The sequence below is a fragment of the Inquilinus limosus genome (genome assembly GCF_002195995.1).
Classification (GTDB): domain Bacteria; phylum Pseudomonadota; class Alphaproteobacteria; order DSM-16000; family Inquilinaceae; genus Inquilinus; species Inquilinus limosus_C.
This window is the reverse complement of the sequence record NZ_NHON01000027.1, coordinates 1-14,795: the sequence shown is the minus strand read 5'-3', so window position 1 is coordinate 14,795 and position 14,795 is coordinate 1. Positions and strand designations below refer to the sequence as shown.

Here is a 14,795-nt window from a genome sequence, read left to right as displayed (position 1 = left end):
CCCGGAATCGTCATGGCGAGCCCTGAAGGGGCGTGGCCATCCAGGGGCAGCTCGCACCGGCCCCTGGATGGCCACGTCGCTGCGCTCCTCGCCATGACGTGGCGGGGCATGAGATCTGAGACAGAGGGCCAATCCAGATGACCGCCTTTCCCACCCAGGCCCGCGCCGTGGTCATCGGCGGCGGCATCGTCGGGGTCTCGACCGCCTATCACCTGGCCCGGCTGGGCTGGGCCGACACGGTGGTGGTCGAGCGGCACAAGCTGACCTCCGGCTCCACCTTCCACGCCGCCGGGCTGGTCGGGCAGCTGCGCTCCAGCGCCAACATCACCCAGCTGCTGGGCCATTCGGTGCGGCTGTACACCGAGCTGGAGCGCGAGACCGGCCTGGCCACCGGCTGGAAGATGAATGGCGGCCTGCGCCTGGCCTGCACCGAGGCGCGCTGGACCGAGCTGAAGCGCCAGGCCACCACCGCCCGCAGCTTCGGGCTGGAGATGCATCTGCTGTCGCCGCAGGAGGCGCAGGGCCTGTGGCCGCTGATGCGGGTCGACGACCTGGTCGGCGCCGCCTTCCTGCCGACCGACGGCCAGGCCAACCCGTCCGACATCACCCAGTCCCTGGCCAAGGGCGCGCGCATGGCCGGCGCCGCGGTCTGGGAGGACACCGAGGTCACCGGCATCGAGACGAAGGACGGGCGGGTGACAGCCGTCCTCACCAGCCGCGGGCGCATCGCCTGCGAGGCGGTGGTGAACTGCGCCGGGCAATGGGCGCGCGAACTCGGCGGGATGGTCGGGGTCAACGTGCCGCTGGTCTCGGTCGAGCACCAGTACATGGTGACCGAGCCGATCGAGGGCGTGACCCGCACCTTGCCGACGCTGCGCGACCCCGACCGGCTGACCTACTGGAAGGAGGAGGTCGGCGGGCTGGTGATGGGCGGCTACGAGCCCAACCCGATCGCCTGGGCGGTCGACGGCATCCCGGAGGGCTTCAACTTCCAGCTCTTGCAGCCGGACTGGGACCATTTCCAGCCGATCATGGAGCTGGCGCTGGGCCGGGTGCCGGCGCTGGAGACGGCGGGGGTGAAGGAGCTGATCGCCGGGCCGGAGAGCTTCACCCCGGACGGCAACTTCATCCTCGGTGAGGCGCCGGAGCTGCGCGGCTTCTATGTCGGCGCCGGCTTCAACGCCTTCGGCATCGCCTCGGGCGGCGGCGCCGGCAAGGCGCTGGCGGAATGGATCGCCGGCGGCGAGCCGCCCTACGATCTGTGGCCGGTCGACATCCGCCGCTTCGGCCGGGCCCAGGCCGATGTCGACTGGGTGCGCAGGCGGACGCTGGAGCTGTACGGCAAGCACTACACCATCGCCTGGCCGAATGAGGAGCATGCCAGCGCCCGGCCGCTGCGCCGGTCGCCGCTCTATGACCGCCTCAAGGCCCAGGGTGTCTGCTTCGGCGAGAAGCTGGGCTGGGAGCGGCCGAACTGGTTCGCGGCGCCGGGCGAGGCGGTGGAGGAGATCCCGAGCTTCGGCCGGCCGAGCTGGTTCGACGCGGTGGCGCGCGAGCACCGGGCGACGCGCGAGGCGGTGACCGTCTTCGATCAGTCCTCCTTCGCCAAGTTCCAGCTGGTCGGAAGGGATGCGGAGGCGGCCTTGTCCTGGATCTGCGCCAACGACGTGGCGCGGCCGCCGGGCACGCTGACCTACACCCAGATGCTGAACGCCAGGGGCGGCATCGAATGCGACCTGACCGTCGCCCGGCTGGCGGCGGACCGCTTCCACATCACCACCGGCACCGGCTTCGCCACCCATGATTTCGACTGGATCGCGCGCAGCATCCCGGCGGGGGCCGACGCGCATCTGGTCGACGTCACCTCGGCCTGGTCGGTGCTCAGCCTGATGGGGCCGAAATCCCGCGCAGTGCTGCAGGCGCTGACCCGCGACGACGTTTCCAACACCGGCTTCCCCTTTGGCCGGGTCCGGCAGATCGCCGTGGCCGGCGCGCCGGTGCTGGCGCTGCGCATCACCTATGTCGGCGAGTTGGGGTGGGAGCTGCACATCCCGACCGAATTCGCCGTCGGGGTGTATGAGGCGGTGATGGCGGCGGGGGCGGCGCATGGCATCGCCAATGCCGGCTACCGCGCGATCGAAACGCTGCGGCTGGAGAAGGGCTACCGCGCCTGGGGCAGCGACATCGGGCCCGACCACACGCCGCTGGAGGCCGGGCTCGGCTGGGCGGTGAAGCTGAAATCCCCCATGCCGTTCCAGGGGCGGGAGGCGCTGGAGGCGCAGCGCGGCCAGGCGCTCCGGAAGATCCTGGCCACCTTCACCGTCGACGATCCGGCGGTGGTGCTGCTGGGGCGCGAGACCATCCTGCGCGACGGCATGCCGGCCGGCTGGCTCTCCAGCGGCGGCTTCGGCCACACGGTGGGCAAGCCGATCGGCCTCGGCTATGTCCGCGACCCGGCCGGGCTGGACCGCGACGCGCTGCTGGCCGGCACCTATGAGCTGGAGGTCGCGACCGAGCGGGTGCCGTGCCGCGTGCATCTCGACCCGCTCTACGACCCGCGGATGGAGCGGGTGAAGGGGTAGGGGCTATATCGCCTCGGCTCTCAGCGCCGCCTGCCAGTGCTCCAGCCGCTGCTTCAGGCGCTTGTCGCGGAAATGGGTGGTGTCCTCCTCCGACAGGGTCTCGACCGCCGCGAAGCTGAAGGCGGCCTCGCCATGGACGCGCCAGGCCCGCAGCAGGCCCGGATGGGTGTGGCTGCCGGTGCGCAGCATGAACCAGACGCGGTTCTGCGCCGTGGCCAGGTTGGGGCTGCGCCCGACCCAGGCCTCGCCCGTGGCGGCGCAACGCACCGCGTAGATCCCGGCGGACACCTTCAACTCCTTGTAGGCGGCGATGGCCGTCTTCCTGTCGTCACCCTTCATCGCTCGATCCCGTTCCGTGGCGGCGATAAATTATTACCCGGGTGATATTGACGCAAGAGATTTTGCCCGGGTATAAATCGGCCGCCACTCGCCTGGGGATGATTGCCGTGACCGCGACCGCCGCCACGCCCTGCACTGCCTTCGAAGGCCAGTCGCTGCTGCGCGCCGGCCCGCTGATCGAGCTCGCGCTGGCGGTGAAGGCCGCGTCAGGCCCCGTCCTCGTCTTCGACGACGCAACCGGCAGGGTGGTGGATCTCGACCTGCGCGGCAGCGACGCCGAGATCGTCGCCCGGCTGGCGCCGGCGGAGAGCGGCGAGCCGGCCGAGCCGCGGGGGCGGGGACGGCCGAAGCTCGGCGTGGTCGGGCGCGAGGTCACGCTGCTGCCGCGGCACTGGGAGTGGCTGGCGGCGCAGCCGGGCGGGGCGTCGGTGGCGCTGCGCCGGCTGGTCGACGAGGCCCGGCGCGCCGGCGGCGCGGCGCAGCGGCGGCGCGCGGCGCGGGAGGCCGGCTATCGCGTGATGTCGGCGATGGCCGGCGACCTGCCCGGCTTCGAGGAGGCGTCTCGCGCGCTGTTCGCCGGCGACCGCGCCCGTTTCGAGCAGGAGACCGCGGCCTGGCCGGCCGATCTGCGCGCCTACGTCACCCGGCTGGCCTTCGCCGCCACCGACCTCGAGGATTGAGCCATGCCGCAGCTCCGGGCCAACGGCCTCACCCTCGAATATGACAGCGTCGGGGAGGGGCCGGCGATCCTGCTGATCTCCGGCCTCGGCGTGCCGATGACCCGCTGGGCCGAGCCGTTCCGCGAGATCCTGGCGGCGCAGGGCTTCCGCGTGATCCGCTTCGACAACCGCGATGTCGGGCTGTCGACGCATCTGCACGGCGCTCCCGTGCCCGATTTCGCCGCCTTGGCCGCCGCCGTCGCGCGCGGAGAACGGCCGGCCGTGCCCTACACGCTGGACGACATGGCCGCGGACACGATCGGGCTGCTCGACGCGCTGGGGATCGAGCGGGCGCATCTCGCCGGCCGGTCGATGGGCGGGATGATCGTGCAGCTGGTCGCCGCCGGCCATCCGCGGCGGGTGCTGTCGCTGGCGGCGATCATGTCCAGCACCGGCAACCCTGCCCTGCCGCGGGCGGCGCCGCAGGTGATGGCGGCCATGGCCCGGCCGGCGCCGGACCCGGCCGTGGACGAGGCGGGCTTCCTGGCCCACAGCGTGGCCTTCGCCCGGCTGATCGCCGGCCCCGGCTTTCCGTTCGACGAGACGACGCATCGCGCCCAGGCTCTGGCCGAGGCCCGGCGGAGCCGCGACCCGGCCGGCTTCGCCCGGCAGATCGCCGCCATCGCCGTCACCGGCGATCTGCGGCCGCGGCTGGCGGCGATCACCGCCCCGACCCTGGTGGTGCACGGCGCCGACGATCCGCTGGTGCCGGCCGCCGCCGGCCGGGACATCGCCGCCGGCATAGCGGATGCCGAGCTGATGATCGTCGAGGGCATGGGCCACGACCTGCCGCCGGCGCTGCACAGCCCGGTGGCCGACGCGATCCTGCGCAACATCCGGCGGACCAAGATCCTCTAGACTTGAAGCCAACTTGAACTTGTAGCGTGCCCCCGACTCATGCGGAATCGAGGGGCACGCATATGGATTCTCTGCGCATCGGCCTGATCTACGGCAGCGTCCGGGACGGCCGGTTCTGCGACACCGTTGCCGGCTGGGCGGCCGGCGAGATCGAGCGGGCCGGCGGCTTCACGCTCGATACCATCGACCCGCGCGGCCTCGGCCTGCCGGACTGGACCGCCCGGCGGGACGGGGAGAGCGTGACCGCCTTCCGCGAGCGCATCGACCGGGCCGATGCCTTCGTCGTGGTGACGCCGGAATACAACCATGCCTATCCGGCGGTGCTGAAATTCATGATCGACTGCGCCTATGCCGAATGGCAGGCCAAGCCGGTGGCCTTCGTCTGCTATGGCGGCATCTCCGGCGGCCTGCGGGCGGTGGAGCAGCTGCGTCTGGTCTTCGCCGAGCTGCACGCGGTGACGCTGCGCGACACGGTCAGCCTGTCCTGGGCCTCGCGCCGCTTCGATGCCGACGGCCGGCTGGTCGAACCGAACGAAACCGCCGCCGCCATGGCGGTGATGCTGAAGGCGCTGCGCTGGTGGGGCACGACGCTGCGCCAGGCCCGCACCGTCGCGCCCTATGCCGAGGCGCTGGCGTGACCGAAACCGGAAGGAAGCCGAAATTGGGAATCGTCCCGATCCAGTCCCTGTATGAGACCCATCTGACCGTCAGCGACCTCGACCGCTCCATCGCCTTCTACCGCGACGTGCTGGGGCTCGAGCTGGCGCACCGGATCCCGCAGCGCCATGTCGCCTTCTTCTGGGTCGGCGCGCGGGAGCACAGCATGCTCGGGCTCTGGTCCTACCATTCGAGCCCGCTGCAGCTGCGTCTGCACATCTCGTTCAAGGTCGCGCTCGCGGATGTCAGCCGCTCGATCGGGGCGCTCCGCCAGGCGGGGATCGGGCCGAAGCCGGCGCACGGCCTGTCGGGGGAGGAGCCGATCGTGTTCTCCTGGATGCCGGCGGCCAGCGTCTTCTTCGACGACCCGGACGGCCATTCGCTGGAGTTCATCGCCAACCTGCCCGGCCCGGCGCGCCCGGAGCTGGGCATCGTCCCGCTCAGCCGCTGGCAGGCGCTCGGCGCCGAGCCGGAGACGGTCCTGTAGGATCGCCGCCCCGGCCGGTCGCTCCGGATCCGGCCCCGCAAAAAAAGAACCCCGCCGGAGGGGAGGCGGGGCTGAGGGGTCCAGTGGTGGTAGGGAGCTTTCGCACCCCCCAACAGAGAGACGCCGCCGGGGCGCATCCTCTTCCGAGATTTTTGTGCAGGCCCCGCAGCGCCGCCTCCCGCGGCTTCGGAATCGTCGGCCGCGGCAGGACTTCCTGCATCAGTGCGACGGCGTCACGGCGGCCTCTTCCTTGTCGTGCACGGCGAAGCGCTCGACCATGGTGGCGCTGGCGGCGTTCAGACCCACGACCTCGACCGCGCGGCCGTGGCGGCGGGCCTTCAGCACCACGCGGTCGAGCGCGCCGACGGCCGAGATGTCCCAGAAATGGGCGGCGCCGACATCGATGACGATCCGCACAACCGGCTCGGTCACGTCGATCGACTCGGCGAAGGTGCCGGCGGAGGCGAAGAACACCTGGCCCTCGACGCGGTAGGTCCGCACCGCCCCGTCCGGCGACAGCGTCGAGGTGACGCGGCTGAGCCGCGACACCTTGCCGGCGAAGAACACGCCGGACAACAGCACCCCGACCAGAACGCCGATCGCGAGATCCGAGGTGGCGACGACCGTGACCACGGTCGCCAGCATCACCACCGAGGACGGCACCGGGTTGCTGCGCAGCCGGGCCAGCGAGCGCCAGGAGAAGGTGTTGATCGACACCATGATCATCACCGCGGTCAGCGCCGCCACCGGGACGACGGCCAGCAGGTCCTGCAGCGCGACCAGCAGCACCAGCAGGAAGACGCCCGCGACCAGCGTGGACAGCCGGCCCCGGCCGCCGGAGGAGACGTTGATCCCCGACTGGCCGATCATGGCGCAGCCGCCCATGCCGCCGAACAGCGCCGAGGCGATGTTGGCGATGCCCTGGCCGGCGCATTCCCGGTTCTTGTCGCTGGTCGTGTCGGTCAGGTCGTCGACGATCTGCGCGGTCAGCAGCGATTCCAGCAGGCCGACCGCCGCCAGGGTCAAGGCGACCGGCGCCAGGATGCGCAGCGTCTCGAGCGTGAACGGCACCGAGGGCAGGGCGAAGGCGGGCAGGGCGGACGGCAGCTCGCCGAGATGCGCCACCGTGCGGACGTCGAGTTTGAACACCACCGAGACCGCAGTCAGCACCGCGATCGCCACCAGCGGCGACGGCACGGCGCGGGTGACCCGCGGGAACAGGTAGATGATGGCCAGGCCCAGCGCGATCAGCCCGTAGGTCGCTGGCGGCACACCCACCAGCTCCGGCAGCTGCGCCAGGAAGATCAGGATGGCCAGCGCGTTGACGAAGCCGGTCATCACCGACTGGGAGACGAAGCGCATCAGCCGCCCGAGCTTGAGGAAGCCGGCGATGATCTGGAACACGCCCATCAGGATGGTGGCGGCGAACAGGTACTGGACGCCGTGGTCGCGCACCAGCTCGGTCATCACCACGGCGGTGGCGGCCGTGGCGGCGGAGATCATCGCCGGCCGGCCGCCGGTGAAGGCGATGACGATGGCGATGACGACCGAGGCGAAGAGCCCGATCTTGGGATCGACCCCGGCGATCACCGAGAAGCCGATGGCCTCCGGGATCAGCGCCAGGGCCACGACGATGCCGGACAGGACGTCGCCGCGGATGTTGGACAGCCAGTCGCGGCGGAAGGTGGAATTCATGTTCATGGAAGGGGAGTACCCGCAATAGACGTGCAGGACCGTCCACCCGGTTGGCGGACGGTCGGTGTGGTCATTTGCGTTGTCCGGCGGATCGGCGGCCGGAAGAGCCACCCGGGATTTCACCGGGTCCAGTCGAATGGCCTTACATAACGGGGCGGGGGCCGCGTTGCAACCTGGCGGGAGCTGACGCGACGCTGCCGGGCTATCCGGCCCGGGGCGCCTGACCCGGCCTCAGCGGGCGAAGGTGGCCAGGGCGACGCCGCCGAGGGTCAGGGCCAGGGCGCCGATCTCACGCAGGCCGAAGGGGTCGCCCAGCATCGCCACCGAGGCCAGCACGCCGATCACCGGCGCCAGCAGCGACCCGATGGTGGCGACCGAGGCCGGCAGCCGGCGCAGCGCGGCGAACCAGGCGACATAGGCCAGGCCGAAGGCGAGGGCGCCACCATAGGCCAGCGCCGCCCAGTCGAGCGCGCCCAGCGCCGCGAAATCCGGCTGCTCCAGCAGCTGCCAGAGCAGCAGCGGCGGCAGCAGGCGGAGGCCGGTCTGCCAAGCCACCAGCGCGGTCGGCGGCATCGCCACCGGCGCCCGCTTGGCCAGCACCGTGCCCAGCGCGAACAGCATCGACCCGGCCAGGGCGAAGGCGACGCCGGGCAGCTTGGCGGCGAGATCGTCCTCGCCCGGCCCGCTGTGCGCCACCAGCAGCACGATGCCGGACAGGCCGAGCACCAGGCCGATGCCGCGGCGCAGCGTCGGCCGCTCGCCCAGCAGCGGCCAGGCCAGGATGGCGGCCCAGATCGGCAGGGTGTAGGCCAGGATCGTCGTCTCCGACGCCCGCAGCCACAGCAGCGACAGGGTGGTCAGCGCCATCCAGGCGGTGACGTTCAGCGCGGCGGCCAGGCACAGCCGGCCCCACTGGCCGCGCGGCGGCCTCAGGGATTCGCGCCGTGCCAGGGCGATGGCCAGCACGAGGGCGGTGCCGATCAGGCCGCTGGCCGCCCGCACCGAGAAGGGCGGCAGCACCCCGACCAGATGCTTCACCAGCGGCCAGTTGAAGCCCCACATCAGGCTGGTGGCGACCAGGAAGCCCAGCCCCTGGATCGAGACGCCGGGCGCCCGGGATGCGGCGTTCGTCACCATGGCTTGGACCCGCAACCCCGTCCCGTCATGGCGAGGAGCGAAGCGACGTGGCCATCCAGGGGCCGGTGCGAGCCGCCCTGGATGGCCACGCCCCTGCGGGGCTCGCCATGACGAGGAGGTAAGGACCTCACACCACGACCGGGCTTTGCAGCCCGTCCATGGTGATGTTGACGCCGGTGATGTAGCTGGCCTTGGCCGAGGCCAGGAACAGCACGGCGTCGGCGATCTCCTCCGGCTGCGCCCCGCGGCCGAGCGGGATGCGCGCCACCGCCCGCTGCCGGGCCTCCTCCAGGGTGATGCCGTGCAGCCGGGTCTCGGCCTGCAGCCCTTCGGCCACGCGCTCGGTCTCGGTCAGGCCGGGGTTGAGGCCGACGATGCGGACGCCCTTGCCGGCATAGGCGGTGGCCAGGCCGGCGGTGGCCAGCATCAGCGCGGCATTGGCGGCGCCGCCGGCGATATGGACCGTCGCCGGCACCTTGCCGCCATTGCCGATGACATTGACCACCACGCCGGTGCCGCGCGCGGCCATGCGCTTCACCACCGGGTCGATGACGTTGATGTAGGAGAAGAACTTGGCATCCATCGCCGCCCGGTAGGCGGCCGGCGTCAGCTCCTCCACCGGGGTGCGGCGGGCGGCGCCGGCGGAGTTGACCAGCACGTCGATCGGGCCCAGCGCCCGCTCCGCCGCCTCGACCGCCGCCTGCGCCGCCGCGGCGTCGGTCAGGTCGGCGGCGAGGGCGACGACGCCCGGCAGCCCGGCCGCGGCGCGGTCGAGATTGGCCTGGGCGCGCGAGACGATGGCGACGCGCGCGCCCTCCGCCTGGAAGGCCTGGGCGCAGGCCAGGCCGATGCCCTTCGATCCGCCGGTCACCAACACGGTCTTTCCGGTCAGGCCGAGATCCATGGAACGCTCCTTTGCGACAGCGTCGCCGGCCCCGGTCCGTCATTGCGAGGAGGCGCAGCCGACGAAGCAATCCAGGAGCCGGAGTGAGCGGCCCTGGATTGCTTCGCTGCGCTCGCAATGACGGGTGACAGTCGTAGTCCGGCGCGGCGACTCAGATGATCTCGAAGTACCGTGCCAGCTCCCAATCGGTGATGTGCTTGCGGAATTCGCGCTCCTCCCATTCACGGGTCGCGGCGAAATGTTCCACCCAGTCGTCGCCGAACAGGCCGCGCGCCGGCTTCGAGGCGCGCAGCCGCTGCGCCGCGTCCCACAGGGTGCGCGGCAGCTCCGACTTGCGCGGGAAGGTCTTGGCGTAGGCGTTGCCCTTCACCGGCTCACCCAGCTCGAGCTGGCGCTCGATGCCCCACAGCCCGGCGCCCAGCGCCGCGGCCAGGACGATGTAGGGGTTGGCGTCGGCGGCGGCGATGCGGAACTCCGCCCGCTGGCTCTTCGGCCCGCCCTGGATCACGCGCAGCGCCGTGGTCCGGTTCTCCACCCCCCAGGTGGCCGAGGTCGGCGCCCAGAAGCCGGGCACCAGCCGGGAATAGGCGTTCACCGTCTGCGCGATCATGGCCAGGAACTCCGGCATCAGCGCCTGCTGGCCGGCCACGAAATGGCGCATCACGGCGCTCATCCCATGCGGGTCCTTCGGGTCGTGGAACACCGGCTTGCCCTTGCCGTCGACCAGCGACATGTGGATGTGGCCGCTCTGCCCCGGCACCTCGTTCGACCACTTCGACATGAAGGTGGCCATCAGGTTGTTGCGCTGGGCGATCACCTTGGTGAAGGTGCGGAACAGCGTCGCCTTGTCGGCGGCGGACAGGCCCTCATCGACCGCGATCGCCGCCTCCAGCACGCCCGGGCCGGTCTCGGTGTGCAGCCCCTCGATCTCGCAGTCCAGCGCCTGCATGGTGGACAGGATCTCGTGGTACAGGTCCGACCACACCGTGTTGCGCAGCGTCGAATAGCCGAAGAAGCCGGGCGTCAGGTTGGTCAGGTTGCGGTAGTGCTTCTCGCGCACCGAATGCGGCGTCTCGTCGAACAGGAAGAACTCGTATTCGAACGCCGCCTTCAGGCCGAAGCCCATGCCGGCGGCCTTGTCCAGCATCCGGCGCAGCAAAGCGCGCGGGCACACCGCCTCGGCCTGGTCGGCCAGCTCGCACAGGAAGAAGGGCAGGTCGTTCTCGAAGGGCAGGCGGCGCATCGTCTCCGGCAGGATGCGCACCGGCGCGTCCGGATAGGCGGTGTGCCAGCCGGTGTAGCGGGCGTTGTCGTAGAGCGCGTCATGGCTGTCCCAGCCGACGATCACGTCGCAGAAGCCGAAGCCCTTCTCCAGCGCCGACAGGAACTTGTCGCGCGAGATGTACTTGCCGCGCAGGATGCCGTCGACATCGGTCAGCGCCACCTTGACGTGGTTGTAGCCCCCGTCCTGCACCAGCTTGCGCGCATCGTCGGCGGTGAAGCGGGGGGCGGCTGCGGCCGCGCGGGGGGCCGCGGCCCGGGATGAGGGTTGCGCCATTCGCTCGAAGTCTCCCGTTTCCTGTCGCCCGCCGCCTGGTCCGGAGGAAGCCGGCGCGGGTCGAGTTGAAGCGCTATTCTGAGCATGCCGAGCGAAGCGGCGGCAAGACGGGCTGCGACGCCGCATGCTCCGGGGCCGCCATTCCAGCAACACTCTTGCCGGCGCTGTGGTTCGGTGAGACAGTTTCTGCCGGATCCGGGCCGATCCGTGTGGGATCTTGCCCGTTCTTGTGAGGGAGCGATCCGAGAAGCAACCCAACGACAAACAGGGAGCGCGCATCGATGTCCCAGGACACTCGCGGTCCGGGAAGCCCGCACGACATCTCCGACGATGTGAAGGTCCTGCACAGCATGGGCTATGCCCAGGAGCTGCTGCGGCGGATGTCCGGCTTCTCCAACTTCGCCATCTCCTTCTCGATCATCTGCATCCTGGCGGGCGGCATCACCTCCTTCCAGCTCGCCTTCAGCAGCGTCGGCGGCGCCGGCATCGGCATCGGCTGGCCGGTGGGCTGCCTGTTCGCGCTGATCGTCGCCGCGGCGATGGCCCAGATCGCCTCCGCCTATCCGACCGCGGGCGGCCTGTACCATTGGGGGTCGATCCTGGGCGGCCGGTTCTGGGGCTGGGCCACGGCGTGGTTCAACCTGCTGGGCCTGCTGTTCGTGGTCGCCTCGGTCAATGTCGGCACCTATGTGCTGTTCGTGAACGGGCTCGGGCCGCTCTTCGGCATCGATCCGGCATCGCTGACCATCACCCACCAGGTCATCGGCATCTCGCTGATCACCCTGACCCAGGCGCTGTTCAACCATCTCGGCATCCGGGCGACGACGCTGCTGACCGATTTCAGCGGCTACCTGATCTTCGCCGTCGCCATCATCCTGACCATCGCCATGGTCGCCTTCGCCGCCGGGCCGATCGACCTCGGCCGGCTGTTCACCTTCGTCAACAACACCGGCGACCCGGGCGGCGGGGTGATCCCCGAGGCGCGCGGCAGCATCTTCGTCGCCTTCCTGCTGGGCCTGCTGTTGCCGGTCTACACCGTGACCGGCTTCGACGCCTCGGCCCACACCTCGGAGGAGACGGTGAACGCCGCCCGCAACGTGCCGCGCGGCATGCTGCAGTCGGTGATCTGGTCGGGCATCTTCGGCTATGTGATGATCTGCTCCTTCGTCCTGGCGATGCCGGACCCGACCGCCGGCGCGGCGCAGGGCGGCAATGTCTTCTACTGGCTGATGGACGGAGTGATGCCGGGCTGGCTGAAGACGCTGCTGTTCATCGGCATCGTCCTGGCCAACTATCTCTGCGCCCTGGCCGGCCTGACCTCGACCTCGCGCATGACCTTCGCCTTCGCCCGCGACGGCGGCCTGCCGTTCTCGGACGCGCTGCGCTCGGTCAGCCCGAAATACCGCACCCCGGCGGTCGCGATCTGGACCACCGCGGTGCTGTCGGTGCTGGTGACGCTGTACACGCCGGCCTTCGCCACGCTGGCGACGGCCTGCGCGGTGTTCCTCTACATCTCCTACGCCATGCCGATCGGGGCCGGCATCCTGGCCCATGGCAAGACCTGGACCAGCTTCGGCCCGTTCAGCCTGGGTGGGGCGTTCAAGCCGGTCGCCGCCCTGGCCGTGATCGGCACCGTCATCCTGTTCTGGATCGGCATCCAGCCGCCCAACGACAAGGTGCTGATCATCACCGTGGCGATGGTCGTGGTGCTGGGCTTCTTCTGGTTCGTGCTGGAGAACCGGCGCTTCCAGGGGCCGCCGATCGGCGAGGCGATCCGCCGGCGCCAGGCCGAGATCGCCGCGGCCGAGCAGGCGGTGGGCGAGGAGGCCGGCGCGGCGCCGGTCGGGGAGGTCGGCAAGGCCTGACCCGCCGCGGCCTCATCCGACAGGGGCGCCCGGCCGGGCGCCCCTTTTTCTTGCCGTGGGGCCGGGGCCGATCTAAACCATATAAGTCGTACAATAGAAGCCGCCGGTGACCGGCGGCGGGTTCAGGGGAAACGCAGGATGAAGGTCGTCATCACCGGTGGTCTCGGTTTCGTCGGGCTGAACCTGGCCCGGGCGCTGCTGAAGCGCGGCACGCTGACCGGCATCTCCGGCCAGCAGGAGCCGATCGACGCGATCACCCTGTTCGACATGGCGGCGCCGGATGAGCGGCCGGACGGCCTCGACGACCGGGTGTCGATCGTCACCGGCGACATCTCCGACCGCGCCACCGTCTTCGGCCTGGTCGACCGCGACGACATCTCGGTGTTCCACCTCGCCTCGATCCTGTCGGGCGGCGGCGAGAAGGATTTCGACCTGGCGCTGAAGGTCAACCTCGACGGCGGGCTGAACGTGTTCGAGGCGGTCAGGGCTCGCAAGGGCGGGGCGCAGCGCCTGGTCGCCGCCAGCTCGATCGCCGTGTTCGGCGGCGCGGTGATGCCGAAGACGGTGACCGACGCCACCAAGCAGACCAGCCAGACCACCTACGGCGTGACCAAGACGATCTGCGAGCTGCTGGTCAACGACTACAGCCGCAAGGGCTTCTTCGACGGCCGCTCGGCCCGGCTGCCGACCATCTTCGTGCGGCCCGGCAAGGCCAACTCCGCCGCCTCCAGCTTCTGCTCCGGCGTGTTCCGCGAGCCGCTGAACGGCGTCGAATGCGTGCTGCCGGTGACCCGGGCGCAGCTGCCGATGCTGGGCTATCGCAGCTGCGTCGCCAGCTTCATCGGCCTGCACGAGGCCCCGGCCGCGGCCCTGGGCGACGACCGCGCCGTCAACCTGCCGAGCCGCGCCTACACGGTCGAGGACATGGTGGCGTCGGTGAAGCGGGTGGCCGAGAAGTACCAGATCAAGCTGGGGCCGATCACGACGAAGCCGGACCCGGTGATCCAGGCGATCGTCGACGGCTGGGCCACCGATGCCTCCTGGGACCGGGCCAAGGCCCTGGGCCTGCCGATCGACGAGAGCATCGACCGGGTGGTCGAGGACTATATCGAGGACTTCCTGCCGGCCCGTCACTAGTCACGGCCCATCCCCCGCTGTCATTGCTTGACCCGGCGATCCAGGAGTCACCGAGAACGGCTCTCGAAAGCCCCTGGATCCTCGGGTCAAGCCCGAGGATGACAGGTGAAGGGAGCGTACTCACGCCACCCCGGCGGCCTCGAGGATCAGGGCGGCGATCTCCTGCGGGTGCGAGACGATGCCGAGATGGCTCGACGGCAGCTCGATCGTCTTCGCGCCCATCCGCTTGGCCATGAAGCGCTGCAGGTCCGGGTTGATCGTCCGGTCCTGGGCCGAGACCTGGTAGAAGACGGGCTTCGACCGCCACGCCGCCTGCGTCACCTTGGCGTTGAACAGCGTGTCGGAGACGCGGCCCTGGACGGCGTAGAGCACCCGGGCCTTGGCCGGGTCGACATCGCCGGCGAAATCATGCAGGAACGCCTCCTCGCCCAGCCAGGCCATGCCGCCGCCATGCACCAGCCCGGCGCTGGCCGGCGGCGTCGGGTAGGACTTCGCCAGGGCGGTGTAGTCCTCGTCGGCGTCCGGCGCGCGGGCCGAGCAGTACACCAGCGCCGAGACCTTCGGATGCACGCCGGTCTGGGTGATCACCATCCCGGCATAGGAGTGGCCGACCAGCACGGTCGGGCCGTCCTGCAGGTCGAGGATGCGCCGGGTGAAGGCGCAGTCCTCGTCCAGCGATTGCAGCGGATTCTGCACCGCCGCCGCGTTGAGGCCGGCCTGCTGCAGCCGCGGGATGATCTCCTGCCAGCAGGAGCCGTCGGCATAGGCACCGTGCACCAGCACGACGTTGCGGGCGCGGGACGCGGCGACCGGCGCGGCCGGGGTGGCGGCTGCGGCCGGGGTCGCGGCCCGGGCCG

General features: G+C 70.7%; 13 protein-coding genes and 1 other annotated feature. Of the genes, 7 read left to right on the top strand and 6 right to left on the bottom strand.

Translation table 11 applies throughout. From position 1 onward, the window contains the following. The first annotated feature begins 137 nt into the window (after window positions 1-137). A complete protein-coding gene (locus BWR60_RS15650; protein WP_088151953.1) occupies window positions 138-2,582 on the top strand; it encodes a GcvT family protein in 2,445 nt (814 codons plus the stop codon). 3 nt (window positions 2,583-2,585) lie between these two features. Here the strand turns inward: BWR60_RS15650 and BWR60_RS15645 are convergent, their stop codons facing one another. Continuing rightward, a complete protein-coding gene (locus BWR60_RS15645) occupies window positions 2,586-2,921 on the bottom strand; it encodes a GIY-YIG nuclease family protein (RefSeq protein WP_088151952.1) in 336 nt (111 codons plus the stop codon). A gap of 107 nt (window positions 2,922-3,028) precedes the next feature. Between BWR60_RS15645 and BWR60_RS15640 the strand changes: the two genes are divergently transcribed. The 4 genes from BWR60_RS15640 to BWR60_RS15625 all read left to right on the top strand — a co-directional run bounded on the left by BWR60_RS15640 (window position 3,029) and on the right by BWR60_RS15625 (window position 5,642). Continuing rightward, the gene (locus BWR60_RS15640) at window positions 3,029-3,601 is read left to right on the top strand and encodes a DUF2239 family protein (protein WP_218823516.1); all 573 of its coding nucleotides are present in this window, start codon (window positions 3,029-3,031) and stop codon (window positions 3,599-3,601) included. A gap of 3 nt (window positions 3,602-3,604) precedes the next feature. Next, window positions 3,605-4,498: an alpha/beta fold hydrolase gene (locus BWR60_RS15635; protein WP_088151950.1), complete on the top strand. Its 894-nt coding sequence runs from the start codon at window positions 3,605-3,607 to the stop codon at window positions 4,496-4,498. 62 nt (window positions 4,499-4,560) lie between these two features. Beyond that, window positions 4,561-5,136 carry an NADPH-dependent FMN reductase gene (locus BWR60_RS15630; protein ID WP_088151949.1) on the top strand — a complete coding sequence of 192 codons (576 nt, stop codon included), beginning with the start codon at window positions 4,561-4,563 and terminating at the stop codon, window positions 5,134-5,136. 23 nt (window positions 5,137-5,159) lie between these two features. After that, the gene (locus BWR60_RS15625; protein WP_218823515.1) at window positions 5,160-5,642 is read left to right on the top strand and encodes a VOC family protein; all 483 of its coding nucleotides are present in this window, start codon (window positions 5,160-5,162) and stop codon (window positions 5,640-5,642) included. A gap of 219 nt (window positions 5,643-5,861) precedes the next feature. Here the strand turns inward: BWR60_RS15625 and BWR60_RS15620 are convergent, their stop codons facing one another. The 4 genes from BWR60_RS15620 to BWR60_RS15605 all read right to left on the bottom strand — a co-directional run bounded on the left by BWR60_RS15620 (window position 5,862) and on the right by BWR60_RS15605 (window position 10,936). Beyond that, window positions 5,862-7,337, bottom strand: a complete 1,476-nt coding sequence (locus BWR60_RS15620; protein WP_218823520.1) for a SulP family inorganic anion transporter — start codon at window positions 7,335-7,337, stop codon at window positions 5,862-5,864. Between the two features lie 77 nt (window positions 7,338-7,414). Further along, window positions 7,415-7,470: a sequence feature (sul1 is cis-regulatory element that is thought to sense ions involved in sulfur or methionine metabolism; They are found in Alphaproteobacteria), on the bottom strand. A gap of 98 nt (window positions 7,471-7,568) precedes the next feature. After that, window positions 7,569-8,474 (bottom strand): DMT family transporter, encoded by a 906-nt coding sequence (locus BWR60_RS15615; protein ID WP_088151947.1) that lies wholly within the window; start codon window positions 8,472-8,474, stop codon window positions 7,569-7,571. A 127-nt stretch (window positions 8,475-8,601) separates the two neighbouring features. After that, entirely contained in the window at window positions 8,602-9,378 is a 777-nt protein-coding gene (locus BWR60_RS15610) for an SDR family oxidoreductase (RefSeq protein ID WP_088151946.1), read from the bottom strand. A 151-nt stretch (window positions 9,379-9,529) separates the two neighbouring features. Next, on the bottom strand, window positions 9,530-10,936 hold the full coding sequence (locus BWR60_RS15605) for a glutamine synthetase family protein (protein ID WP_088151945.1): 1,407 nt from the start codon (window positions 10,934-10,936) through the stop codon (window positions 9,530-9,532). 281 nt (window positions 10,937-11,217) lie between these two features. Between BWR60_RS15605 and BWR60_RS15600 the strand changes: the two genes are divergently transcribed. Both BWR60_RS15600 and denD read left to right on the top strand, forming a co-directional pair. After that, entirely contained in the window at window positions 11,218-12,801 is a 1,584-nt protein-coding gene (locus BWR60_RS15600; protein WP_088151944.1) for an amino acid permease, read from the top strand. Window positions 12,802-12,939: 138 nt separating this feature from the next. Beyond that, a complete protein-coding gene (gene denD / locus BWR60_RS15595) occupies window positions 12,940-13,938 on the top strand; it encodes a D-erythronate dehydrogenase (RefSeq protein WP_088151943.1) in 999 nt (332 codons plus the stop codon). Window positions 13,939-14,058: 120 nt separating this feature from the next. On the opposite strand, the gene BWR60_RS15590 is transcribed toward denD, so the two are convergent. Further along, the coding region (locus BWR60_RS15590) for an alpha/beta hydrolase (protein ID WP_144445629.1) at window positions 14,059-14,795 on the bottom strand (737 nt) is incomplete at its 5' end.